Source organism: Streptomyces sp. NPDC047917, assembly GCF_043204345.1.
GTDB classification, from domain to species: Bacteria; Actinomycetota; Actinomycetes; order Streptomycetales; family Streptomycetaceae; genus Streptomyces; species Streptomyces sanglieri.
Genome location: NZ_JBIDCA010000021.1, coordinates 113018 through 136640, shown reverse-complemented (window position 1 = coordinate 136640; position 23623 = coordinate 113018). Strand labels below are relative to the sequence as shown.

General features: G+C 69.6%; 25 protein-coding genes and 1 pseudogene. 19 read left to right on the top strand and 7 right to left on the bottom strand.

Translation table 11 applies throughout. The annotated features are described in order from the left end of the window. Window positions 1-20 precede the first annotated feature (20 nt). The gene (gene pip / locus ACGF8B_RS38965) at window positions 21-980 is read left to right on the top strand and encodes a prolyl aminopeptidase (protein ID WP_392747317.1); all 960 of its coding nucleotides are present in this window, start codon (window positions 21-23) and stop codon (window positions 978-980) included. A 45-nt stretch (window positions 981-1025) separates the two neighbouring features. Here pip and ACGF8B_RS38960 read toward each other — a convergent pair whose 3' ends face one another. Beyond that, complete coding sequence (locus ACGF8B_RS38960) at window positions 1026-1883, bottom strand: alpha/beta fold hydrolase (protein WP_392747315.1); 858 nt, start codon at window positions 1881-1883, stop codon at window positions 1026-1028. Window positions 1884-1961: 78 nt separating this feature from the next. Here ACGF8B_RS38960 and ACGF8B_RS38955 point away from each other — a divergent pair, with 78 nt between their 5' ends. The 5 genes from ACGF8B_RS38955 to ACGF8B_RS38935 all read left to right on the top strand — a co-directional run bounded on the left by ACGF8B_RS38955 (window position 1962) and on the right by ACGF8B_RS38935 (window position 6867). Continuing rightward, window positions 1962-2615 carry a sigma-70 family RNA polymerase sigma factor gene (locus ACGF8B_RS38955; protein WP_392747313.1) on the top strand — a complete coding sequence of 218 codons (654 nt, stop codon included), beginning with the start codon at window positions 1962-1964 and terminating at the stop codon, window positions 2613-2615. 144 nt (window positions 2616-2759) lie between these two features. After that, complete coding sequence (locus ACGF8B_RS38950) at window positions 2760-3632, top strand: 3-hydroxyacyl-CoA dehydrogenase family protein (protein WP_392747311.1); 873 nt, start codon at window positions 2760-2762, stop codon at window positions 3630-3632. A 111-nt stretch (window positions 3633-3743) separates the two neighbouring features. Then, window positions 3744-4610: an NmrA family NAD(P)-binding protein gene (locus ACGF8B_RS38945; protein WP_392747309.1), complete on the top strand. Its 867-nt coding sequence runs from the start codon at window positions 3744-3746 to the stop codon at window positions 4608-4610. Between the two features lie 168 nt (window positions 4611-4778). Continuing rightward, window positions 4779-5777, top strand: a complete 999-nt coding sequence (locus ACGF8B_RS38940) for an AraC family transcriptional regulator (RefSeq protein WP_392747307.1) — start codon at window positions 4779-4781, stop codon at window positions 5775-5777. A gap of 502 nt (window positions 5778-6279) precedes the next feature. Next, the gene (locus ACGF8B_RS38935; RefSeq protein ID WP_392747306.1) at window positions 6280-6867 is read left to right on the top strand and encodes a TetR/AcrR family transcriptional regulator; all 588 of its coding nucleotides are present in this window, start codon (window positions 6280-6282) and stop codon (window positions 6865-6867) included. A gap of 12 nt (window positions 6868-6879) precedes the next feature. Here ACGF8B_RS38935 and ACGF8B_RS38930 read toward each other — a convergent pair whose 3' ends face one another. Continuing rightward, window positions 6880-7092, bottom strand: a complete 213-nt coding sequence (locus tag ACGF8B_RS38930; protein WP_392747305.1) for a DUF5988 family protein — start codon at window positions 7090-7092, stop codon at window positions 6880-6882. 139 nt (window positions 7093-7231) lie between these two features. Here ACGF8B_RS38930 and ACGF8B_RS38925 point away from each other — a divergent pair, with 139 nt between their 5' ends. The 3 genes from ACGF8B_RS38925 to ACGF8B_RS38915 are packed head-to-tail and all read left to right on the top strand — an operon-like array spanning window position 7232 to window position 9931. Next, entirely contained in the window at window positions 7232-7564 is a 333-nt protein-coding gene (locus tag ACGF8B_RS38925; protein WP_392747304.1) for a hypothetical protein, read from the top strand. A gap of 60 nt (window positions 7565-7624) precedes the next feature. Next, window positions 7625-9361 (top strand): helix-turn-helix domain-containing protein, encoded by a 1737-nt coding sequence (locus ACGF8B_RS38920; protein WP_392747303.1) that lies wholly within the window; start codon window positions 7625-7627, stop codon window positions 9359-9361. After that, a complete protein-coding gene (locus tag ACGF8B_RS38915) occupies window positions 9362-9931 on the top strand; it encodes a transcriptional regulator (RefSeq protein WP_342282885.1) in 570 nt (189 codons plus the stop codon). A 174-nt stretch (window positions 9932-10105) separates the two neighbouring features. Here ACGF8B_RS38915 and ACGF8B_RS38910 read toward each other — a convergent pair whose 3' ends face one another. The 4 genes from ACGF8B_RS38910 to ACGF8B_RS38895 all read right to left on the bottom strand — a co-directional run bounded on the left by ACGF8B_RS38910 (window position 10106) and on the right by ACGF8B_RS38895 (window position 13181). Beyond that, window positions 10106-10879: an SAM-dependent methyltransferase gene (locus ACGF8B_RS38910; protein WP_392747302.1), complete on the bottom strand. Its 774-nt coding sequence runs from the start codon at window positions 10877-10879 to the stop codon at window positions 10106-10108. A gap of 218 nt (window positions 10880-11097) precedes the next feature. After that, window positions 11098-11325 (bottom strand): YdeI/OmpD-associated family protein, encoded by a 228-nt coding sequence (locus tag ACGF8B_RS38905; protein ID WP_392747301.1) that lies wholly within the window; start codon window positions 11323-11325, stop codon window positions 11098-11100. Window positions 11326-11477: 152 nt separating this feature from the next. Next, the gene (locus ACGF8B_RS38900; RefSeq protein ID WP_392747300.1) at window positions 11478-12218 is read right to left on the bottom strand and encodes a DUF4232 domain-containing protein; all 741 of its coding nucleotides are present in this window, start codon (window positions 12216-12218) and stop codon (window positions 11478-11480) included. A 384-nt stretch (window positions 12219-12602) separates the two neighbouring features. After that, window positions 12603-13181, bottom strand: coding sequence for a chloramphenicol phosphotransferase CPT family protein (locus ACGF8B_RS38895; protein WP_392747299.1), 579 nt, complete (start codon window positions 13179-13181; stop codon window positions 12603-12605). Between the two features lie 269 nt (window positions 13182-13450). Here ACGF8B_RS38895 and ACGF8B_RS38890 point away from each other — a divergent pair, with 269 nt between their 5' ends. The 9 genes and pseudogenes from ACGF8B_RS38890 (at window position 13451) to ACGF8B_RS38850 (ending at window position 19243) form a co-directional block, all read left to right on the top strand. Next, window positions 13451-14767: an amidohydrolase gene (locus tag ACGF8B_RS38890; protein WP_392747298.1), complete on the top strand. Its 1317-nt coding sequence runs from the start codon at window positions 13451-13453 to the stop codon at window positions 14765-14767. Window positions 14768-15040: 273 nt separating this feature from the next. Continuing rightward, entirely contained in the window at window positions 15041-15709 is a 669-nt protein-coding gene (locus ACGF8B_RS38885; RefSeq protein ID WP_392747296.1) for a methyltransferase domain-containing protein, read from the top strand. Window positions 15710-15936: 227 nt separating this feature from the next. After that, window positions 15937-16641, top strand: a complete 705-nt coding sequence (locus tag ACGF8B_RS38880; RefSeq protein ID WP_392747294.1) for a GntR family transcriptional regulator — start codon at window positions 15937-15939, stop codon at window positions 16639-16641. Window positions 16642-16879: 238 nt separating this feature from the next. Next, window positions 16880-17098: pseudogene (locus ACGF8B_RS38875) on the top strand (transposase domain-containing protein); the annotation flags it as partial. Window positions 17099-17120: 22 nt separating this feature from the next. Then, window positions 17121-17495, top strand: coding sequence for a hypothetical protein (locus ACGF8B_RS38870; RefSeq protein WP_392747352.1), 375 nt, complete (start codon window positions 17121-17123; stop codon window positions 17493-17495). Continuing rightward, window positions 17492-17617 carry a hypothetical protein gene (locus ACGF8B_RS38865; protein WP_392747292.1) on the top strand — a complete coding sequence of 42 codons (126 nt, stop codon included), beginning with the start codon at window positions 17492-17494 and terminating at the stop codon, window positions 17615-17617. Before ACGF8B_RS38870 ends, ACGF8B_RS38865 begins: the two co-directional genes overlap by 4 nt. Window positions 17618-17671: 54 nt before the next feature. Then, window positions 17672-17800: a hypothetical protein gene (locus ACGF8B_RS38860; RefSeq protein WP_392747291.1), complete on the top strand. Its 129-nt coding sequence runs from the start codon at window positions 17672-17674 to the stop codon at window positions 17798-17800. Next, window positions 17797-18651 carry an IS21-like element helper ATPase IstB gene (istB, locus tag ACGF8B_RS38855; protein WP_392747289.1) on the top strand — a complete coding sequence of 285 codons (855 nt, stop codon included), beginning with the start codon at window positions 17797-17799 and terminating at the stop codon, window positions 18649-18651. The genes ACGF8B_RS38860 and istB overlap by 4 nt, the downstream gene beginning before the upstream one ends. Before the next feature lie 100 nt (window positions 18652-18751). Continuing rightward, on the top strand, window positions 18752-19243 hold the full coding sequence (locus ACGF8B_RS38850; RefSeq protein WP_392747351.1) for an NUDIX hydrolase: 492 nt from the start codon (window positions 18752-18754) through the stop codon (window positions 19241-19243). Window positions 19244-19266: 23 nt separating this feature from the next. Here the strand turns inward: ACGF8B_RS38850 and ACGF8B_RS38845 are convergent. Beyond that, a protein-coding gene (locus tag ACGF8B_RS38845) for an IS5 family transposase (protein WP_392747288.1) occupies window positions 19267-20084 on the bottom strand; the annotation gives its coding sequence in 2 pieces (ribosomal slippage) (window positions 19267-19736 and window positions 19736-20084; 819 coding nt in all). 216 nt (window positions 20085-20300) lie between these two features. Between ACGF8B_RS38845 and ACGF8B_RS38840 the strand changes: the two genes are divergently transcribed. Further along, on the top strand, window positions 20301-23623 hold a 3323-nt coding region (locus ACGF8B_RS38840; protein ID WP_392747286.1), incomplete at its 3' end, for a hypothetical protein.

The window sequence follows — 23623 nt, the reverse complement described above, 5'->3', positions numbered from 1 at the left end:
TCCACTAAGGAGAAGCGGACATGACAGCCCCGTACTCGCCGATCGATCCCTATGAGCACGGAATGCTCGACACCGGCGACGGCAACCTCATCTACTGGGAGACCTGCGGAAACCCCGACGGAAAGCCCGCTCTCGTCGTCCACGGAGGTCCCGGTTCGGGCTGCTCGGAGGGCTCGCGCCGGTCCTTCGACCCGGAGCGCTACCGGATCATCCTGTTCGATCAGCGGGGCTGCGGCCGGAGCACGCCCCACGCCGCCGATCACACCACCGACATGACGCTCAACACCACCGAGAACCTGATTGCCGACATGGAGCGGCTGCGTGAACACCTCGGTGTCGACCGGTGGTTGTTGTTCGGCAGCTCCTGGGGTTCCACGCTCGGTCTCGCGTACGCCGAGCGGTACCCGGAGCGGGTGTCGGAGATCGTCCTTGCCGCTGTCACCAGCACTCGCCGCAGTGAGATCGACTGGCTCTACCGGGGCGCCGGCCGGTTCTTCCCGGAGGCGTGGGAGCGATTCCGGGACGGTGTCCCCGAGGCCGACCGCGACGGCGACCTCCTCGGGGCGTACGCGCGCCTCATGGACGACCCCGACCCGGAGGTACGGTCCAAGGCCGCGACCGACTGGTGTGCCTGGGAGGACGCGGTCCTCTCCGCGGAGCCGAACGGAAAGCCCAACCCGTACGGCGGCAGGCCGCCCCGGGCCATGCTGGCGCTGGTGCGGATCTGTTCGCACTACTTCTCTCACGGGGCCTGGCTGGAGGAGGGGCAGCTGATTCGCGACGCGGGCCGCCTGGCCGGCATCCCCGGCGTCCTGATCCACGGCCGCCTCGACATCAGCGGACCGCTCGGCACGGCCTGGAAACTCGCCCACGCCTGGCCCGGCTCGGAGCTCGTGGTCATCGAGGACTCCGGCCACAAGGGAAGCGCCGCCATGAGTGAGGCCCTGTACGCGGCGTTCGACCGGTTCGCGCAACGGTAGAACGGCCGCAACAGCCGGGTGCGCGAGCGCGTGCGTACCCGCACGTCACTCCAGGAACGCCACGACCGTTGCCACGAACCGGTCCGCGTCGTCGAGCCAGGGGTAGTGGCCCGCCCCTGGCTGTACGACGAGTGCGGCATCGGGGAACGAGCCGGCCGCCTCGGCCACCGATCCGGGCGGACTGTTCACGTCGAACTCCCCGGCGAGCAGCAGGACGGGAGCCCCGAGGCCGGCGAGTGCCGCGCGGGTGGCATCCGGCGCGAAGGCGCCCTCGGCCGCGAAACGGGCGACGGCCTCTTCGTTTTCCGGCCGGCTCGCCATCAGGTGCTGCTGCGCCGCGGCGTCCCACCGCCCGTAGAGGAAGGGGCCGATGGCCTCCCAGTCGCTGCCGGTTCCCCCGGTGATCGCCTCCAGCGCGGCGAACGCCGCCGGGAACCACGGTTCCGCCCCGCGAAGCCGTGCGAGTTCACGCCTGGCCTCCCCGCTGATCGTGATTCCGAGAGCCCGGGTGCCCGGCGCGATCAGGGCGAGCCTGCCGATGCGCTTCGGGTGGCGCGCCGCGTACCGCGTCGCGAGGTTCGCTCCGGCGGAGTGGGCGAGCAGGTCGATCCGGGAGAGACCGAGGTGGGTGCGCAGGGCCTCGATGTCCGCGACGAGACGGTCGCAGCGGTAGGAGGAGGCGTCGTCGGGAACGGCGGACCGCCCGGTGCCACGAAGGTCCAGGACGACGAGCCGGCGGTGCGCCGACAGGCCGCCGAGATCGCCGAGGTAGCGGGAATCGGCAGGTCCTCCGGGGACGCAGACGACCGGGGCGTCGTGGCAGTCGCTGTCGCCGTCACTGCCGCCGTTTCCGTGTACGCGGTAGGCGAGCCGGGTTCCGTCAGGTGCGCAGAAGGTGGGCATGGCAGGGAACCATGCCAGCCATAACCAGGTTGTACAACCCGGTTATGGTGCTGGTTCCACGAGGTGTATAACCGACTCATGGCAGGCGAAGAGAGCACACACCGGATCCCCGGGACGCTGACCGAGGAACAGGCCGGGCGGATGCTCGCCGACATGAACGAGGTCATCCGCGCGGGCGAGGAGACGCGGAAGCTGCGCGCCGAGATGATCAAGCTGTTCATCGGCTTCGGCTGGACGCAGGACAGGATCGCCCGGCTCGCGGCGATGAGCCAGCCCGCCGTGTCCAAGCAGATGGCGAAGCACCGGCCGGACGACGACCTGACGCCCCCGATGGAGCTCTCTCTCGACCAGTACGACACCCCATGGCTCGAAGGACGGCTGTGGGCCCTCGCCGAGGAGATCTCGGAGACCCTCTCCGACACCGCCCGCTGCACCCGCCACGTCAACGCCGTCGCGCGCGGGAAGAAACGCTTCACCCCCGAGAACGTCGACGAGCTGCGACGCCTCGTCGAGGAGGACCTGCGACTGCACCGGGCAACGCTGCCGGCCGGGTACCAGGACGCGTACGACAGGATCAGCCGCGGTCTCGACATCCCCTCGAAGCCCACCATCACCACGTCTGCCGTCACCACGTCTGCCGGCGCCATCCCTGCCGCCGCCACCGTGTCGGCCTCCGTGCGCCGCGCCCTCGCGCACCGGATCCAGCGCGACCGGCTCACGGGCGAGGCCTGACCCTGCGGGCGCGGCCGTCCACGTACACCGTTCATCCGTCGGGACGATCTCGGTTGCTGCTGCCGGGGGAGCGGCCGAGACTGTCGAGAAGCCCGGCGGCTGCGCACCGGGGACGCATGCTGTCTGCCCGAGAGCAGGAAGAACATGGCCTTCACCGCTCCCGCCGATGTCGAGAACCGTCCGGTCGCCGTCATCGGATCCGGCACCCTGGGGCGCAGGATCGCCCTGATGTTCGCCACCCGCGGTGGTGAGGTCCGCATCTACGACAAGTCGAAGGAAGCGGGCGAGGCGGCACGCGCCTACGTGGCGGAGAACGTGGCCGAGGTCGCCGCCGGGATCGAGGGCGGCTCCCCGGGGCGGGCCAGTGTCACGGACGACATGGCGGAGGCGCTCGCCGGAGCCTGGCTCGTGGTCGAGGCCGTCCCCGAGCGCCTCGATCTGAAGAAGAGCGTCTACGGCGAGCTGGACCGTCTCGCCGACCCCGACGCCATCCTGGCCAGCAACTCCTCCTCGTACCCGACCAGCCAGTTCATCGACGAGGTCAGGCACCCCGAGCGGGTGCTGAACATGCACTTCTACATGCCGCCCAAGCAGAACGCGATCGACATCATGTCCGACGGCCACACCGACCGGGCGATCATCGACCTGCTGGAGCGCGAACTGCCGCGCTACGGCGTGTACCCCTTCGAGGCGCACAAGGAGTCGACGGGCTTCATCTTCAACCGCATCTGGGCCGCCATCAAGCGCGAGTCCCTGGCGGTGGTCGCCGAGGGCGTCTCCACTCCGCAGGACGTCGACGAGATGTGGCAGATCAACATGGGCACGCCTGCGGGGCCGTTCCGCATGATGGACCATGTCGGCCTCGACGTCGTCCTGGACATCGAGAACCACTACGCCGTCGAGCGCCCCGACCTGCCCGCCGGACCGCGCGAACTGCTGAAGAAGTACGTGGACGCCGGGCATCTCGGGGTCAAGACCGGCCAGGGCTTCTACGCCGACTACGCCGACAACTCCTGACCGTTGCTGAAACGCGCTGACTGCCGCTGATTGCCGTGCGTAGACGCACGCGTATGTAGTTGAGCGTTGTGGCTATGGTTCGTCTCGCCGCGCCGGAGTTGACTGATCTGCATGACGAACGAACAGAACATTCAGCAGAGCAGCACCCAGCAGAACACCGAGCAGGCCGCCCCGAAGACGATCCTGGTGATCGGCGGCACCGGCAAGACCGGGAGCCGGGTGGCGGAGCGGCTCACCGCACAGGGGCTGCCGGTGCGTGTGGGATCCCGCAACGGCGAGCCGCCCTTCGTGTGGGAGGACGCCGACACCTGGGACGCGGCGCTCGACGGCGTCGGATCCGTATACGTCACCTACTACCCCGACCTCGGGTTCCCGGGGGCGGCCGAAACCGTCGGCGCCTTCTCCGAGCTCGCCGTGAAGAAGGGCGCGCGCCGGCTGGTGCTGCTCTCCGGACGCGGTGAGGACGGCGCCGTCAACAGCGAGAACAAGCTCAAGGAATCGGGCGCCGACTGGACCGTCGTACGGGCCAGCTGGTTCAACCAGAACTTCAGCGAGAGCTTCTTCCTGGAGCCCGTACTCGCCGGCGAGCTGACGCTGCCGACCGCCGATGCCGTGGAGCCGTTCGTGGATGTCGACGACATCGCCGATGTCGTCACCGCCGCCCTCACCGACGACAGGCACATCGGCAGGACGTACGAGCTGTCCGGGCCCCGGTCGCTGAGCTTCCGCGACGTGGCCGCCGAGCTGTCGCAGATCACCGGCCGGGAGATCACGTACACCCCGGTCACTCTCGACGACTACCGGGCGTTCCTGCGGGAGAACGGGCTGCCGGTCGAGTTCGCCGACCTGTTCTCCCTGATCCTCGACGGGCGCAACGCCGATGTCGTCAACGGCGTGGAGGAGGTACTCGGCCGCAAGCCGCGCGACTTCTCGGCGTTCGCGAAGGATGCCGCCGCCACCGGTGTCTGGAACGTCTGACGACGCCCGGCAGCAGCCTGGCACCATTTGAGAGCGCCGGTACGTATCGCCGGCATGGATCGTCGGTACGTATCGCCGGCATGGACCGCCAGCATGGATCGTCAGTACGGACCGTCAGTACGGATCCGGCCCGGTGCCGCCTCCGCAGGCCGAATGGGAGATCACCACATGGACGTGCTCACCGGACTCCTGGACGGGCCGAAGGCGCGCGGAGCCTTCCTGCTCAAGTCCGTCTTCGACCCGCCCTGGTCGCTCCGTGTCGAGGACCGCGCTCCGATCTCCCTGGCGACCATGGTCCAGGGCAGCGCCTGGGTGATGCCGGACGGCGGGGTGCCGGCCCTCATCGGGCCCGGTGACATCGCCGTGCTGCGGGGGCCCGACCCGTACACGATCGCCGACGCGCAGGACACCCCCGTCCAGATCACAGTCGGCCCCGACCAGCGCTGCAACACCACTGTCGGGGAGGACGTCACCGACACGATGGCGCTGGGGGTGCGGACCTGGGGCGACCCGCTCGGGCAGGGCTCGTCCGTGATGCTCAGCGGTACGTATCAGGCACCCGGCGAGATCGGTCGCCGACTGCTGGGGGCCCTGCCCACGCTCCTGGTGCGGCCCGCCGACCTCGGCGACACCCCGCTCGTCGGTCTGCTGGCCGAGGAGATCGGCCGCGACGAGCCGGGACAGGAGCTGGTCCTCGACCGCCTTCTCGACCTGCTCTTCGTCAGTGTGCTGCGCACCTGGCTCGCCGAGCCGGATGCCGGTGCGCCGGCCTGGTACCACGCCCGGTCCGATCCCAGGGTGGGGCCCGCGCTTCGGCTTCTGCACGGTGATCCGGCCCATGCGTGGACGGTGGATTCGCTGGCCCGCAAGGTCGGCGTCTCCCGGGCGGGCCTCGCCCGCCGCTTCACCGAGGTCGTGGGGGAGCCGCCGATGACGTACCTGGCCTCCTTGCGGCTGGCCATGGCCGCCGACCTGCTGCGCGAATCGGACGTCACGGTGGCCACGGCGGCGCACCAGGTGGGCTACAGCAGCGCGTTCGCGCTGAGCTCGGCCTTCAAGAGGGTGCGGGGGGTCAGCCCGCAGGAGTACCGCAGGAGTGGTGCTTCGCAGGTCGCCCTGCCCACGGCGACACCGTCCCGGACCGTGGTGCTGGGCAGCGGCGGCTGACGGCACGGGGTCCGCTCACGTCAGTCGACTTCAACAAGGTGATCGACGGCAGCGGCCTGTGCAAGGGGGTCCGGGAGGCGACCGACATCACGCGCTCCCTGCTGTGCACCGCCGTCCCGGGCTGCCTGGCGTACTGCTTGGCGTACTGCCTGAAACCGCACGGCCGCGGAGCGGCCGGTGTTCCGGACTGATCGTCCGGTGGTCGTGTTGTGCCGACCGACACCGGCCATCCGCGGCCTGGTTGCGCTGTGCTGGGCTCCCGCCCCGGTCACCGCCGGGTGCCGGGCTTGGGGAGCGGTCGGGGACGGGGAACCGAACGGGGCTTCAGCGGCTGGGGGCCACGGCCGCCGAGGTTGAACTCGGTGAAGGTGCCGGCGCCGTGTCGGGCGGTGAAACGAACTCGCAAGTTGACTCCTGTGTGTGACTGCGATGTACCCTCCATTTGGAGTGCTTTGAATGTAGTACTTCATTTGAAGTGGTGTCAACGTCTTTGGAGGATCTCATGCGTCAGAACCCGGCCCGCCGTGCCGCGTTGCTCGACGCGGCCATCGAAGTGCTGGCCGCCGAGGGCTCGCGCGGGCTGACCCTGCGGGCGGTGGACGCCAAGGCACAGGTGCCCGTCGGCACCTGCTCCAACTACTTCGCCAACCGCGCCGAACTGTTGCGGCAGATCATGGAACGCGCTGGCGAGCGACTGACGCCGGACCCGGCGGAGGTCGCCGCGGCTCTGGCCGCCCCGTCGTCCCCCGAACTGGTCGCGCAATTTCTGCGCGACGTCTACCGGCGTATGGACGCCGATCGCAGCAGCTACCTCGCCATGTTGGAGCTGCGCCTGGAGGGCGTACGTCGGCCCGAACTGGGCGCCGAGCTCAACAGGATCTTCCGCGTGGCGCTGGAGGAGAACATCCGCTTCCATCTGGACGCGGGGCTGCCCGGCGACCGGGTCGATGTCACCCTGCTGTACCTCGCCGTGTACGGCATGATCGTGGACGACCTCACCGTGCCCGACGTCCTCGCGGGCTCTGCCGGCGAACTGATCGACGAGCTGTGCCGACGCCTCCTGCCCCGCGACGCGACCGAGAATGCCTGAGCGGAGGTGGTCCTACCCGGGGACCTCCGTGCGCTCCCACCATTCGTAGACGGGCAACTGCCCCTCGGTCGTCTCGCGGTGGCGCGCCGTGGCCCTGAAGTGTTCGTACCCGCCACGGAACGGGATCTTGATGTCGGGCCCGGATCCGGGTGCGGTGAGAGGGACGATCCGGTCGGGGAGATCGTCGGGGCCGCCTTCGAGTACTGCTTTCGGTGCGTCGGTCATGGCGAGAGTTTCTCCGGGTGGTGGCCCGGCTTCTCCGTGACGCGCCGAAAGGTCCACCGTCGCTCGCCACGCCCCACTCCGACGGCGCGCATGGTAACTTCGTAACAAGTTGAATAGTATTCCTCCGGGAGGTGCGCGGGTGCTGCAGATCCAGATCGGTGCCGAGCGCGCGGCTGACCCGGACGACCGTCTGATGCGGACCACCCTCGGGTGGCGCCGCGGCATGAGCGAGGACGAGGCGTGGGAAGCCGGCCGCGGCATCTGGAAGTTCAACGCGGACCGGGCCCTGTCTCAGGACGAGGTGCAGATCATCAACACCGCGGGCACGGTCCTCGCGGTCGCGAGGATCATCGGCATCTCCAAACACGGTGACCGTTACGCTCTTGAGGGCGAGCTCTTGCGTGACGACCCCCGCGTCGGCCGCCCGACCGCTAGCCCGCATCTGTCCCGTAACCCCGTCACCTACATCTGACGGGCCTCATGACACTGACGGGCCCCATGACACTTCAGCCGCCGCGAAGGGAGTGCTCCAGTGAGTGACTTCGACGCCATTGACGCGCTGCTCGCGGACGTCGGCCCGCAGGCCGAACTCCCGCCGCCGGACGTCCGGCGCGAGCTTCGGGAGCAGGCCAGGCTTTCCAAGGCACAGGTGGCCCGAGCGCTCGGCGTGAGCCCCGGCACGGTCGGCGCGTGGGAGGGCGGCCGCGATCCGTCGGACGAGATCCGCGCCAAGTACGCGTATCTGCTGGACGGGCTGGCCGCCAAGTTCCCCACCGAGCCGGCACCGGAAGCGCCGCCCGCGGAGGACGAGGGCGAGGACGAGGGCGAAGGCGGGGACGAGAGCGGAGACGAGAACGAGGCCGGGGACGAAGCCGGCGACGAGGTGGAATCCCTCGTCGCTCCCGAGGCGTGCGTGCTGTGCGGAGCGCCGGCCACGCACCGGGTGGCAGGCTTCGCCCAGCACCTGGACCCGTCCGACTGCCGCCCCGCGACCGCCACCGGTACGCAGTCGGCTGGTGCGCAGTCGGCTGGTGCGCGGCCTGCCGGTGCGCGGCCCACCCAGACGAAGCCCACCGGCACGAAGCCCACCGGCACGAAGCCCACCGGTCCGGCCCCCGGAACCACTCCGCATCCCGTCCAGCGCCCCCGGAGCCCGGCCAAGCGCGCGTTCCAGGAGCAGTCCGGGGCCGCGGACCTGATCGGGCAGACCGTTCAGGCGGCGCTCGCCGAGCACCGGGGCGATGTCGAGGCGACCCTCGCGGCGCTGCTGAAGCGGGCGATTCCGGACGCGATGCGGCTGCTCGACGAGACCCGCAAGGGCGCGCGGTACGACATCGTCGCGCACCCGTGGATCCCGGACATCCTCCGAAAGCAGACCTCCAAGGGCGCGGACCGGATCTGGGAGGCACGCCCGAAGTGGACCCGTCGTGAACTGCCGCCCGGGCGCCATGAGGTGACCGCGCTCGACATCAACGGCGCCTACCTCTCCGCTCTGAAGACCCACCTCCCGCTCGGCCAGCTGGAACACAGCGCCGGATTCGCCCACGACCGCCGTCGCGCCGGCGTCCACCTCATCACCCCGCCCGCGTGGGAGCACGAAGCCGTGCTGCCCAACCCGATCGGCAACCGGGACGAGCCCGGCCCGCTGTGGGTCACCGAACCGACTCTGCGCCTCCTGCTGCGCCTCTCCGGCCCGAAGCACGCCCTGTGCGAGCCCCCGGAGATCCATGAGTCGTACACGTCCGGGGCGACGGAGAACCTGCTGGAGAAGTTCCGCGTCGCCCTCAAGGAGACCAGGGACACGGCGATCGCCGCCGGCGACGAAGTGACGCTGGAGTACGTGAAGGCGATGTACTCGAAGTTCGTCTCCACGATGGGGGAGTCGAACTACAACCGGGAGCTCTACCGCCCGGACTGGATGCACATCATCCGCAGCCAGGCGTTCTCCAACCTCTGGATGAAGGCCCTCAAGGCTCACGACGAGGGACTCACCGTCGTACGAGCGATGGGCACCGACGAGCTCCACGTCATCGGCGACTGGCACCGTGTCTTTCCCGAGGGCCGCGGTGTGACCGAGGTCAAGATGAAGGACATCTACACCGCGGGTGCTGATGCAGCTGACGGTGTCGATGATGTCACTGGCACTGGCACTGGCACTGGCACTGGCACTGGCACTGGCACTGGCACTGGCACTGGCCCGGACCCGGACCCGGACACCGGTACCGACACGGACGAGGACACCGGGAGCATGTCGGGGGAGGAGAAGTAGATGCCCGAGAGGACCATCGACTTCGGGAAGTTCGGCGCCCGGGGCATCAAGGGCAGCGACGCCGTCGCGCGTAAGCTCGACGAGCTGTCGGGCGGCATCGTCACTCCGGTGACCGTGAAGCGTGGTCTGATGGCGCGTCTGCACTACCTCACGAGGACGGAACACAGCCGCCGGGCGGCCAGGGACGCCGGACTGACGGTGACCGACCGCACGCTGAAGGCGTGGCTGGACGAGAGGCGCAGTCCGACGAAGGCCAACCTGGAACGCATCGAGGCCGCCTACCGCCAGGTGCGCCGCCAGAACGTCGCCCGCCACCTCCTCCGGCGCCTGAACGCCAACGGCGGTACACGGGTGGAGATCCACCCGCTCAACCAGTCGCAGGTGCCGCGACCGCTCCAGCGGATGGTGGAGTACCGCACGATGAACGTCCGCCGCTGGGACCGCATCGTCGAGGCCTGGGCGTCCGGCGACGACCAGGGTCTGGACGACGCCTGGGAGGACACCATCGTCGACCTGGGGTCGCAGTGGGGTCAGTACGAGTACGTCACCAACATCGGCTTCGCCGCGTAGCCGGCCCGGCCGATCTCTTTCGGCGCCCGTTGGAGGAGCGGCCCGACGCCCTGCGAGAGGTGCTCGCCCCGCTGCAAGAGCGCGATGCCCGCAGGGCGTGGCGGGAGCGACCGTGCACATCCCGGTGGCCCGGTCCGCTGGGTCCGTTCGGTTCGCTGGGTTCGTTCGGTCCGCTCAGGCCGTTCCGTCCACCGGGATCAGCGTGAGGTAAGCCATCCCGAGCACACCCCGGTAGCCCCTCAGCCAGCTCGCCCGGTGCCGGTCGACGCGCTCGCGCGTCTCCTGCGCCAGCGGATGGTCCGGGTGAGTGGCCAGCCACTCCTCCGCGTCCGACTGGTAGCCGGACTCGAAGTCCTCCCACTCGTCGTTGTCGGCTGTCTCGATCCAGAGGGGCCGGAACCCGGCGGCCACCGCCACATCGACGAGGCCTGCCAGATCGTGGTGCTCGTCGGCACGGGCGTCCGGCCACATCGCGGCCAGTTCGGCGGAGGTGGGGGAGCGCTGCCAGAAGGCCTCGGCGAGCAGGACCCGTCCGCCGGGCGTGACGATCCGGCGCAGCGCACGCAGCGCGTCGGCCGTGTGCCGGGGCGGCTCCTCGTCACTGAGGGCGTGACTGGCCCCGAGACACAGGACGAGGTCGGCGGGCCCGTGGGACGTATCCACGGCGGATCCCTCGACGAACTCCACACGGCCGGACAGGGCACGGGCCCCGGCGTTCGCGCGTCCCCGGGCGAGGTCCTTGCCGTTGAGGTCGATGCCGATCCCGGTCGCCCCCGGCACCGCGTCGAGCACGCGGAGCATCAACTCCCCCCAGCCACAGCCGATGTCCAGGACCCGAGCCGGGGCGGCCCGGCCGAGCCTCTCGACGATCCGCGCGGCTCGCGCCTCGGAGAGCGGACCGTGGAAGGTGAGCCGGGTCAGACGCGGCGGAAGATCGGTTTCGGTCATGCGGCGCAGAGTAGCGCCGTCGAACCCGCCCACGACACCGAGTTATCGCCCCACCGAGTCACCTGGTCCGCCGTCCTGGACCCGGTCGGACCCGGTCGGAGCCGGTACGGCCACAGACCGACGTTCTCCCGTTCGACCCGGACCTCGACCCATGCCGTATCGGCGACGCCCGGCGGTGGTGCGACCGTGAGCCCGAACAGGAGCAGCGTTCCCCGGTCTCATTCCACCGGACCGTCGTGCACGAGCCGGTGCAGGGCCTTGTCGAGCCGGGCCTTCCGGGTCTCCGGGGTGAGCGCCTGGAGCAACGGCAGGATCAGCTGGTAGCGCCCCGACCTGTCGAGCGCCTCGAATGCCTTTCTGGCGCCGGGTTCCGTGTCGAGCGCCGCCACCAGGTCATGCCCGGTCGCCCGGCGCGCGCTGACGCCCTGGGCCGTCCGGCCCGTCATCGCGTGCCGCCTCCGATACGTGCCCCGCGCTCCTGCTGACGGCGCAGCGCCCCGGACGGGGGAGTGTCCGGGGCGCTGCTGCATATGGTGCGCGGCTCCTGCGTGTGCGCGGCGCTGCCGCTACGAACGTGTACCGCGCGCGGGACGCCGTCTCAGAACTCGTCGGCGCCGTTGCGCAGCTCGTACGTCCAGTAGCCGGTCTTCGCGGCGGCGTCGTCGACCGCGATTCCGCCCTTGGGCGCGGCGACGGTCTTGCTGCCCTCGGCCGGGCCGTCGGCGGCGAAGAGGTTCACGTAGAAGGAGCTGACGGCGTGGTTCTTCTCGTCGACACCGCCGTTGTTGATCCGCACGGCCGCGTAGGCCGGGGTGCCGGCGTTCAGCACGATGAGGGTGCCGGGCTTGCTCTTGGCGACCGGCGGGACGTCCTTGGAGGTCTGGGGGAGGTCGCCGAACCCGAGCAGCGGGTACTGGAGCAGGGTGCAGGCGTGGCCCGAGATGTTGGTCGCGGTCAGTGTGATGTGCGTGGTGGGCAGGCCCGGCTGCTTGGCCGCGGAGACCTTCACGTCGTTGACGGTGCAGGCCGGGGCCTTGGCACTGGCCTTCTTCTTGGCGACGGCCTTCTTCTTGGTGGTGGCCTTCTCGACGACGGCCTTCTCGTTGGTGACGGCCTTCTTCTCTGCGACGGCCTGAACGAAGGTGCCGGAGGTGGTGGCCGAGCTCGTCGTGCGCACGACGCCGTTGTCGCTGCCGCTCGTGCCCTGCTCGGCGGAGACGGACGCGGCGGCCCCGTTGTCCTTCGAGCCGTCCTCGCCGCCGCAGGCGGTGAGCGTCAGGCTGAGGGCGGCCACGGTGGTCGCGGCGAGTACGGCAGGGCGGCGGATGGACGTGCGCATGTGGGGCTCCCCGTGTGATGAGGTTGGTGCGATGTGCGGTTGCTGCCGGGTGCGGCGGCTGGTCTGCTCACAGCTTCGGCCCCCTTCCTGCCGTCCTGCTGACGTCCGGCTGATGAACCACTGACGCACTCGCCGACGCCCTCAGCGGCCGCGTGCATGTCTCTTCCAGGGATGCGTGGGTACGGATCACCTCCTGCTCCGGCACCGCGTGTGCCGCGACGAGTTCGCCGACCCGCTCCGCGGCGGTGGCTGCACGCGGACTTCCGTCGGCGCGGTCGGCGGCCTCGATCCCCGCGCCGGCCGGCACATCGCGCAGCCGCTCCGGAGCGGGCGGCAGGCCACGTCCCGGACTTCACTCATGCGCCGAGCCGCATGCGCTGAACCTCATACGCCGAACGCGGAGTTCATCGGCCGCATGCGTTCGAACGCGGTGGGTGTGGTCCGTCGGCGGAGGAACTCCTTGATGTCCCGGGCACACTCGGCCGGGCTCGCACTGCTGGTGTCGCACTCGAAGTCGTGGACACCGTGGGAATGGACCTGGTCGAACTGGCGGGCGGCCAGTCCGGCCGGACGGTCACCGCGTGCCTGCTCCCGCCGCTCCAGCTCCGGCAGTGGACAGCGCACCGCGACGAGGACGACGTTCTGAGGGGGGAACAGGGCCAGGCAGTCCTGGAGACGCCAGGGCTCGCTCAGGACGTGGTCCACGACGACGGTGTTGCCCGCGGCGGCCATGCCCGCGACCGCGCGGTGGTACCCCATCCAAGTGCGCTTGAGCGTGATGTTCAGCTGGTCCGGGGGCATCTCGGGCGTCGACCGCATGGCATGGAACGCGTCCACGGGCATGTGGAAGCACGGCTCACCGAGGATCGCTGCGAGCTCCCTGGCGATGCTCGACTTGCCCGAACTGGATGTGCCGTTCAGAAAAATGATCAGCCCATCGGCCGCCTGCGGGTTCCGGTGCATTGCCCAACTCCTTTCGCCATTCGGCTCGTTCATTGGATCAGGTGCGTACGTCCGCTGCGTAGCCGGGTCCTCGTATACCAATAGGTGTGAAGCGGAAGATTCAGTAGAGCGCATTTCAGGCAAATGCTACGTCGATCTCCGGAGCTCTTGTCCGACCTCTCGTCTTGGTATACAAACTGGATTCCGGTCCGCACCGAATGGACAAGGAACGGACAAGGAACGGACAAGGGGCGCGGCCCCGATGTCTCAGACCGAGCCGAAGGAGTTCCATGACGCCCCCTCCCTCCCCGCCGTCCCGACGCGGTGTCCTCGCGGGTGCCGCTTCGCTGGCGGGTACCGGTGTCGCCATATCCGCGGGTGTCTCGTCGGCCGTGGCCGACTCCCGCGGGGAATCGCGCCGTGAGCCCCGCGACGCGGTGGTCTTCCGCGACGTACGGCCCATGGGCGCGGCGAAGCCGGTGGACCTCACGGTCGTCGACGGCCGTATCACCCGTGACCGGGCCCCCAGGGGCGCCAAGGTGATCGACGGCGGCGGACGCATCGCCCTGCCGGCCCTGGTCGACGCGCACATCCACCCCGACAAGACGACGTGGGGCGGCGACTGGGTGTCGCGCAAGCCGGCCGACAGTATCGCCGAACTCGCCCAGCAGGACGCCGAGTTGTTCCGCAGCCAGCGGCGACCGGTGGCCGAGCGGGCCTATGGGCTCATGGCGCACGCCGTGACCCGGGGCACGAGGGCGATGCGGGCGCACGCCGACATCGCCCCGGCCTACGGCCTGGCCTGTGTGGAAGGTCTGGGGCAGGCACGCGAACGGCTCAAGCACGCGCTCGACGTACAGATCGTGGCCTTCCCGCAGCATGGCGTCATCCGTACCCCCGGCACCGCGGAGCTGCTCCGGGAGGCCGCCCGCAGCGGGATCGTGGACATGGTCGGCGGGCTCGACCCGATCAGCTTCGACCACGCCCTGGACGAGCAGCTGGACCTGCTCTTCGGCCTTGCGGACCGGTACGGCGTCGGCGTCGACATCCACCTCCACGACCGGGGCGAGACCGGCCTGACAGTGCTGCGCGGCATCATCGACCGCACCCGGGCGCTGTCCCTGAAGGGCAGGGTGACCGTCAGTCACGTCTTCTGCCTGCCCGGCCTCTCCGACGCCGAACTGGCGAAGACCGCAGCGGACCTGAGCGATCTGGACATCGCCCTGACCACGGTGGCGCCGAGCGCGTCGCTGGTCCTGCCGATCGAGAAGCTGCGCGAACACGGCGTACGGGTCGGGCTCGGCTCCGACGGGGTGCGCGACTCCTGGAGCCCTTTCGGCAACGCGGACATGTTCCACCGGACCCACCTGCTCGGCTGGGTCACGGACGTGCGCCTCGACAAGGAACTGTCCGCCTGTTTCGAAGCCGGAGCGCACGGCGGTGCCGATGTCATGCGGCTGCCCCGCGCCGACCTCTCCCCGGGCTCGCCGGCCGACTTCGTGCTGCTGCGCGCCGAATGCCTGCCGCAGGTCGTGGTGGACATGCCGGCACGCGACATGGTGGTGCACGCCGGACGCGTGGTCGCCCGCGACGGCCGACTGGTCTGACGACTCCCGGCCCGGAGCCTCTCGCTGAACGACTCAACGCTGTTGAACGACTCAACGCTGTTGAACGATCCAATGGCTGTTGAACGACCCGATGCCGTTGGACGATTCAATGGCTGTTGAAGGGCCCGACGCCGTGGGACGACCCGATGCCGATGAACGATCCAACGGCCGTTGAAGGACTCAACGGCCGTTGGCGCCGGGACGGTGCCGGGCCTCCCGGTGCCAATGGCCGTAAGCCGATGTTCTTCGAGGCCGTCGTCCTATTGTGGGCCGATGCGTTCACACCAGATTGACCGTCCGGCAGACCTCGACACGGTCCGTGAGTCCTATGACCGGGTGGCTGACAACTACGCCGACATGGTGGTGACGACGGGAATGGGCGACATCCGCCGCCATCCATGGCTCAAGGCGTCGATCGATGCCTTCGCCGACACGGTGAGCGATCTCGGGCCCGTCCTCGACGTCGGCTGCGGGCCCGGCACGGTGACCGCCTACCTCGCAGAGCGTGGACTCGACGTGTCCGGGGTCGACCTCTCGCCCGGCATGATCGAAAACGCGCGCCGTCTTCATCCGCAATGCCGCTTCAGCGTCTCCTCCGCCACCGACCTCGACCTCGCGGAGGCCTCCCTCGGCGGCGTGCTCGGGTGGTGGTCCCTCTTCAACCTCCCCCGCGACATCCTTCCTCAGGTTCTCGCCATGTTCGCGCGTGCCCTGAAGCCGGGCGGCCACTTCATCACCGCGACGCACGTCGGCGACGAGGACTTCGTGCGCACCGACGCCTACGGAGGAGTGCCCGTTCGCTGGACCACGCACAAATGGCGGCCGGAACAGTTCATGGACCTGATCGAGCAGGCCGGACTGCGCCCGGTCGCCGAACTCCGGCTTCCCGCGGACGAGCAGACCGGGCCGGGCCTGGTCATCATGGCCGAGCGCCCCGCCTGAACACCGGACGGGCGCTGACCGGCTCCCCGTCGCCGCCTGCCTGCCTGTCTGCCCGACCGCCTGCCCGACCGTCCGTCTGCTTGCCCGTCTGCCCCCGCTGGTCCCTCCACCCCCGCCGATTCCGGTGGCGTCCCGTCGCCTCCGTACGCGCATAAGGTGACGGGACGGCCCCGGACGAGGTCCGGGCGGCCGGGACAGGCCGGGAAGGCACAAGGAGGACGGCACACGTGACGGCAGGCACCGGCCGGAAGGGCGACGGGGAACAGCCGTCCGCCCCGGCGACGCGCATCCCGCTGAGCGAGGTCGCGCGCCGGGCCGTCAGGGATCGCATCATCGACGGCAGCTACGCCCAGGGCAGCCGGGTGGTGGAGCGGGAGATCGCCCAGGACCTCCAGATGTCGCGGGTGCCGGTGCGCGAGGCGCTGCGGGCCCTGGTGGAGGAAGGGCTGCTCGACCTGCTGCCGCACAGCGGCGTACGGGTGCGCCGGCTGGAGCGCGCCGAGGTGGAGCACCTGTACGACGTGTGGGAGCCGCTGGCCATTCAGGCCTCACGCCTCGCCGCCCGCCGCGTGGCCCTGGCCGCACCGGACGAGCCCGGCGGGCTGGCCGAGCTGCGGGCGGTCCTGGAACGGGCGGAGGCGGCGGCCGCGGCGGGGGACCGGACGCGGGAGAACGGCGCCGGGACCGCCTTCCACGACGGGATCGTGGCGCTCGCCGACAATCCGCTGCTGGCCCAGCTCATGCAGCGGCTGAACGGCCAACTGCGCCTGCTCTTCGGCCTGAACACGGAACCCGCCCCGATGCGTGCCCAGCACGGCGAGATGTACGAACGCATCGCCGCGGGAGACGGCGACGCCGCCGCGGCGATCACTCTCCTCCACGTACGCAAGAGCCGGGAGCTCGCACTGCGCGCGGTGACGGACACCCCATAGCGGGGCTCGGGAACAGGCGTACCCCCACGACAGGGCACCACATGGCAGACCGGCCGAACGCCCGTGATGCAACGCCGCATATGGCAACACTCCTCGACAAAGCGAGACTGTTCCGCCCGCCATTACCGTTTTTGGTGGCCCCGCAACGGGGCTCCCGGCCTCGGGGCTCGGCATGACTTCCCTCCGTTAACCATGACAATGCCGTTGCTTTTGGGGCTGGTAGGGCGCTGGGCTCATTGTGTTGGTGTCGCGTCTGGAGCGGCTGGGGTTGGGGATCTTGACCCGGTCCTGTCCGCCTGAGTCGGTGGACCGGGTCGTTGCCGAGGCGGGGTGCGTGGAGAAGCGTCGTCGCCTGCTGTCCGCCAGGTTCACGGTGTACTTCGTCCTTGCGTCATGTCTGTTCCCGCGTGTTGACTCCCTTGAAGTCCTGCGGCTGTTGAAGGCAGGCGAACGAGGGCTGAGGCCGTGGTCGGGCGGGCATCACGGTCCGTCAGAGCTGCTACTCGGTGCCGGCGAAGTTCATCGGCGCCAAGGTCCGGGTGAAACTGCGGGCCAACGAACTGCTGGTCTTCGGCGGCCGCAAGATCGTCGCCCGGCACCCGAGGCTGACGCGCCGCTACACCGCCCACGACATCCTCGACCACTACCTGGAAATCCTGCTGGTGCGACCCGGCGCATTCGCCGGGGCTTCGGCCCTCGCGCAAGCCAGGGCCGAAGGCACCTTCACCAAGACCCACGAAGCGTTCTGGGCCGCGGCCAAGGCCAAGTGCGGTGACCGGGACGGCACCCGACCGCTGATCGAAGTGCTGCTACCGCACCGTGAGCTGCCCGCCGAACCGTCGTCGCCGGGATGACCACGGTCGTCAAGGTCGGCTCGGTCGATCCCGACCTGGTGGCCATCGAGGCCCGCAAGGCGATCGAGGACAGCGACCTCGACGAGGCCGACGGCCTCGGTGGCACCGAGGCCGATGCCTGAGACGACCAGGACGACGACGCGGAGGCCGGCGGCACGGCGGACGAGGGCGCGAAGGTGATCTCCCTGCACACCCGGCGCCTGCCGCCCGATCCGCGCACCCAGCTGCCGGACATGGCCAAGTACGACCGGCTGCTTGCGCCGCAGGCACCGCCGAGGAAACAGCAGAAAGGCACGAGCGCATGAGCCCCGCCAAGACGGCCGAGGCCCCTGCGGCCAAGCAGGTCCCACCCACCAGGATGCCGCTGCCCGGCAATCCCAAGGACGTGGCGATCGACGAAGCCTGCCGGGACCTGCGGCTTCCCGCGTTCCATAAACGGTTCATAGAGTTGGCCGCCGCCGCCCGGCGCGAGCAGTCGACCTACAAGCAGTTCCTCCTGGACCTGCTGCGGACCGAGGTTGCCGACCGCGACGTCCGCCGTCAGCAAAGGCTCGTCCGCGCGGCGGAATTCCCCCGGCCCAAGCGGCTGGAGAACTTCGACTTCGGCAAGAACCCCAGCGTCTCCCCGGAAGTCGTCGCCGATCTGAAGTCCAGGTCCTGGGTCCGTGAGGGCCGTCCGCTGGTGCTGATCGGTGACTCCGGAACTGGCAAGTCCCAGCTGCTGATCGAGGTCGGTACCGCTATCTCGGAGGCCGGACTGTCCGTCCGCCACATCACCACCCAGGCCCTGGTGAACGAGCTCGCCGAAGCCGAGGCGGCCAGGCGGCTGTTCTCGCTCATGGCCCGCTACACCAAGGTCGACCTGCTCTGCCTGGACGAGTTCGGCTACGCGAACCTGGACAAGAAGGGTGCCGAGCTGCTGTTCCAGATCCTCACCGAACGCGAGGAACGCAAGGCCACCGCGGTCGCCACGAACTCCCCGTTCGCCGAGTGGGACAAGACCTTCGGCGACCGCCGGCTCTGCGCGGCCATCGCCGACCGCGTTACGTTCCGCTGCACGCTGCACGCTGCACGCTGCACGCTGATCCAGACCGGCACCGGGTCCTACCTCTTCCAGTCCACCGAAGCCGACCGCCAGGCCACCGCACGGTCATGAAGCTCTCTGAATCCGACTCTGACCAGACTTGCGCGAAAGCTCTGCCCGGTGACCAACTTCGTTGGTCACCCAGGGACCGCGGTTCTAATCTGACGAGGTGATGAAACCAGAGGTAAGCCTGGTGCCGCGTCCGAGCGCGCGCGTGGTGTTGCTGGACGACGCCAGTCGGCTACTGCTGTTCTCTGCCCTGAACAAGGAGGACGGTTCCGTTCGGTGGTTCACTCCTGGAGGCGGGCTCAAGCCAGGTGAAAGCCATGAGCAGGCAGCCTTGCGGGAGTTGCAAGAAGAAACCGGGCTGACGAACCTCTCACTGGGTCCGGAGATTTGGCGAGGGCGCCCGTGGACAGCGGTCCGGGGCGGCGTCGCTCATGAGGTTCGCCAGCGCTACTACATGGCCCGGGTGCCTGCGTTCCAGGTCGATACCTCGGCTTTCGAGGAGATCGAGAAGGCCGCGATCACCGGGCACCGCTGGTGGACCGCAGCGGAACTGGCCGCGACCTCAGATGTGCTGCGGCCGGCTGGGCTGCCGCAACTGTTGGCGTCCTTGCTGACCGACGGCCCGCCGGACCGACCGATTTCCGTAGACGGCTGAGCGCACGTCATCAAGACGGTGTCCTATGTGGTGAGTCGGAGGAGTCGTTTGTAGCAGCAGAGGGCGGCGGCGAGGCCGAGGAAGGCCAGGTAGTTGCGGGGGTGGCGTTCGTAGCGGTGGTTGAGTCTGCGGTAGCCGGACAGCCACGACATGGTCCGTTCGATGACCCATCTGCGGCGTCCGAGCCGTTCGCTGGATTCGATTCCCTTGCGGGCGATGCGGACGCCGATGCGTTTTCCGCGCAGCCATTTCCGCAGGTCGGGGATGTCGTACGCCTTGTCGGCGTGGAGTCTGCGGGGTTTGTAGTGCCAGCCGCGGTGGGGGTCGTGTCTCGATTGGAGACCGGCCATCATGGGCTTCATGCCTTGGCTGTCGTGGGTGTTGGCGGCGGAGACGCCGACGACCAGGGGCAGTCCGTTCGCGTCCGACAGGACGTGCATCTTGGAACCCGGTTTGCCCCGGTCCACGGGGCTCGGGCCTGTGAGTTCGCCCCTGTTTTGGCCCGTACATGGGCGGAGTCGAGGACCACGCGGGTCAGGTCGAGCAGGCCGCACTCGTCGATGCGGTCGAGCACCGCCTCGTGCAACCGGCCCCAGACGTCGGCTCTGGACCAGATGGCGAACCGACGGTGGGCGGTGGACTTCGAGACCCCGAAACACGGTGGCAGGGCCCGCCAGGCACACCCGCTCACCAGCACGTAGAGGATCGCGGCGAACAGGGTCTCATCAGGTGTGTCCTGCGTCCCGCCGCCCTGCTGCCGCACCTTCGACGGCGGGATCAACGGCTTCGCGATCTCCCACAGCCCGTCCGGAACAATCCAACTCCACGTATCCCGCCCCATGAACAGCCCAACGAGCGATCACCACATAGGACACCGTCTAAGTGACAACCGCGTAATCTCAGAGATGCGCTGAACGGGGTCGCGCAATGTGCCTATCTTCGGTGTTCGGTGCCGAGCTGGACGGGTGCGGAGACGGGGTGAGCAATGCGGTTCGCGGCGGGGGATGCGCCGTCCTCGGGAGGAGCGGACGCGGCGGGGCGGTATGCGGTGTTGTCCTTGGGGATCGCCTTGGCGCGTACCGAGGACGGTGATTCGCCGAGGTTCGGTCTGGACCTTCTGGAGCAGGCGCCCGAGCATGCCCGAGAAGTTGCGGAGGTCCTGCGGGAATTCCGTTACGTGCCGTACTCGTCGGTGGTGTCGGACGGTGCGGCCGACTACGGGGACATGGTCGAGCAGGCCGTGGTTGCCGAGGACGTCGATGTGCTGGTGGTGCACATCGTCGGCCACGGCGAACTGGCCGAGGGCAGCAGCGAGAAGCTGTACGTCCTGGGCAGCGACGGCGAACGCCTGGACCGGCCGGTGGGGGCCTGGATCGACCAGATCGAGGACCATCCGCGGCGGCACCGCCCCCTGACGCTGTTCGTCCTCGATGTCTGTTACGCCGGCGAGGCCGCGGTGACGTCCTGGCACGCACGGATGGACGTCGCTGAGCGGAGGGCGTGGGTGCTGGCCGCCACCGGCCCCAAGGACCAGGCGTTCGGCTACCGACTGAGCCGGGCCCTGGTGAGCGTCCTCGGGAAGTACCGGGACCGCGAGGTCCGCATCGATCCGGTCGTGCGGTACATCCCGCCGAACACCATGTGGCAGGAGATCGCCCGCACGGTCAACGACCTGACGGTGCAGGACGGGGGGCTTCCGCAGACGGTCCTGACCAGCCTCGTTCCTGGTCACGCCGACCTTTCCCACTTGCCGTTCTTCCCCAATCCCTGTTTCGATGCGGCCCAGGGAGCGGTCGGCGGCACGGCCGCCGGGCTGCCCGGCGAGATCGCCCGGCTGGCGGACTGGGCCACGGACCCGCAGCACTTCGTGCTGCGCGCCGGCGGTGCCGAGCCGGTGGCCCGAGACTGGGGCGAGGGCTACTTCTCCGGTCGCACGGAGGAACTGCACGACCTGTCCGGCTGGCTCGACGACGAGGCGGCCGGACCAGGACTGCGTGTCGTCACCGGTAAGCCGGGCGCGGGCAAGTCGGCACTGCTGGGCGTCCTGGTCTGCGCCGCGCACCCGGGGCTGCGCCGGCACACCAAGCCTCTGTGGCGGGGGCTGGGCGATCGGGCTCCGGGGGAGAGCGACCGGATCGCGGTGGTCCACGCACGCCGTCTGGGAGTCGAGCAGATCGTCGCTTCGCTCGCCCGCCAGTTACGGCACATCGGTGGTTCAGGCAGCCGACTGTCCGAGCCTGACGGAGACCGCGAGGGGCCCGCCGCGAACCCGGTTGATCACCTGCTGGACCTGCTGCCCGGTGACGGACGCCCGGTCACCGTGATCGTCGACGCGCTCGACGAGGCGATCCGGCCCCAGGACGTCGCCACCGCCCTGCTGCTCCCGCTCGCACGGCGTGCCCGGACACCGGGAAGCAGGGTACGGCTGCTCGTCGGTACGCGTGACGACGAACGGTTCCACGGCCTCCTGGCCCTCGCACGCGGCGAGGACGCGTGTACGGACCTGAGCGCGGTCCCGCCGGAAGCGGTCCGCCAAGACGTGACCGAGTACGTCGACCGGATCCTGGCAGCTGACGGCCCATACGCCCTCGGAGCCAGGCGAACGGCCCGCAGGGCGCTGGCGCGGGCCATTGCCGCACGACTCACCGAGGCGGAGGGCGGAGTCGGGGGCGGCGGATCCTCCCTCCAATGGGGGGAGTTCTTGACCGCGGGCCTCTACGTGCACTACCTCCTGGCCGCGGAGCAGCCCCGCGACACCCCCCAGGCGGCCGCCGAACTGGGCAAGGCCGCCCCGCGCAGCCTGCCCGCGCTCATGGAACTGGACCTGCGCCGCCACACCGGCCATCCCCTCCTGCACGCTGTACTGACCTCACTGGCCTTTGCCCAGGGCCGGGGCATGCCCGAACGCGTCCTGGCCTACGCCGCCGCGGCTTTCACCACCGACCCCGCGCACGAGAGCTCCCTCCCTCTCCAGGAGATCTACACACTCCTGGACCACGAAGCCCGCTTCTACCTGCGCCGCGACGTGGACGAGGACGGCACAACCCTCTACCGGCTCTTCCACGAGGGCCTCGCCGAATGGCTCCGGCAGCCCTTGAACAGCCGGCCACTGCGCCCCCACGCCGCGGAGCGCCTCTATGAACAGCTCCTGAACAGCGTGCCCCGCGACAGTGCGGGCCGGAAGCTGTGGCACCTGGCCGCCCCCTACCTACTGCGGCACACCGCCCAGCACGCCGTCGACGCCGGACACCTGGACGACCTTCTCCAGGACGGTGAATTCCTTGTCCACGCGGACCCACACACCCTGGCGGACACTCTCAGCAACGCCGAATCGGAGCAGGCCAGGCTCAACGCCGCCGTGTACCGGGTGTCCTGGGGCGTACACCACGCACTGCCACCCGCCGCCCGCCGCCAACTCCTGGCCCTGGACGCGGCACGCTGCAGCAACCAGCGCCTGCGGGCCGATCTGCCCGGCGATACCGACTGGCATGTGCAATGGGCCACCGGAAGCCAGGTCTCGACAGCGCTGGTCCGTACCCTCATCGGCCACACAGGCTCTGTCTGGTCGGTGGTGGTGGCGGAGTTGGATGGACGCGCCCATGCCGTCACTGCCAGTGACGACGGGTCGGTGCGGGTGTGGGACTTGGCTACTGGAGAAGAGACCCGTCAGCTTGTCGGCCACACCGACTGGGTTCGTTCGGTGGTGGTGGCGGAGTTGGATGGACGCGCCCATGCCGTCACTGCCAGTGACGACGGGTCGGTGCGGGTGTGGGACTTGACCACCGGAGAACAGATCCGTCAACTCGTCGGCCACACCGACCGGGTCTTTTCGGTGGTGGTGGCGGAGTTGGACGGCCGTCCCCACGCGGTCACCACCGGCTACGACAAGTTGGTGCGGGTGTGGGACCTGGCCACCGGAGAACAGATCCGTCACCTCGCCGGCCACACCGCCGAGGTCTTTTCGGTGGTGGTGGCGGAGTTGGACGGCCGTCCCCACGCCCTCACCGCCAGCAGCGACAGGTCGGTGCGGGTGTGGGACCTGACCACCGGAGAACAGATCCATCACCTCGCCGGCCACACCGCCGAGGTCCGCTCGGTGGTGGCGGAGCTGGATGGCCGCCCCCACGCCCTCACCGCCAGCAGCGACAGGTCGGTGCGGGTGTGGGACCTGACCACCGGAGAACAGACCCGCCACCTCGCCGGCCACACTGGCCCGGTCCGTTCGGTGGCGGTGGCGGAGCTGGACGGCCGCCCCCACGCCCTCACCACCGACAACAACAGGTCGGTGCGGGTGTGGGACCTGACCACCGGAGAACAGACCCGTCAACTCGTCGGCCACACCGACTGGGTTCGTTCGGTGGTGGTGGCGGAGCTGGATGG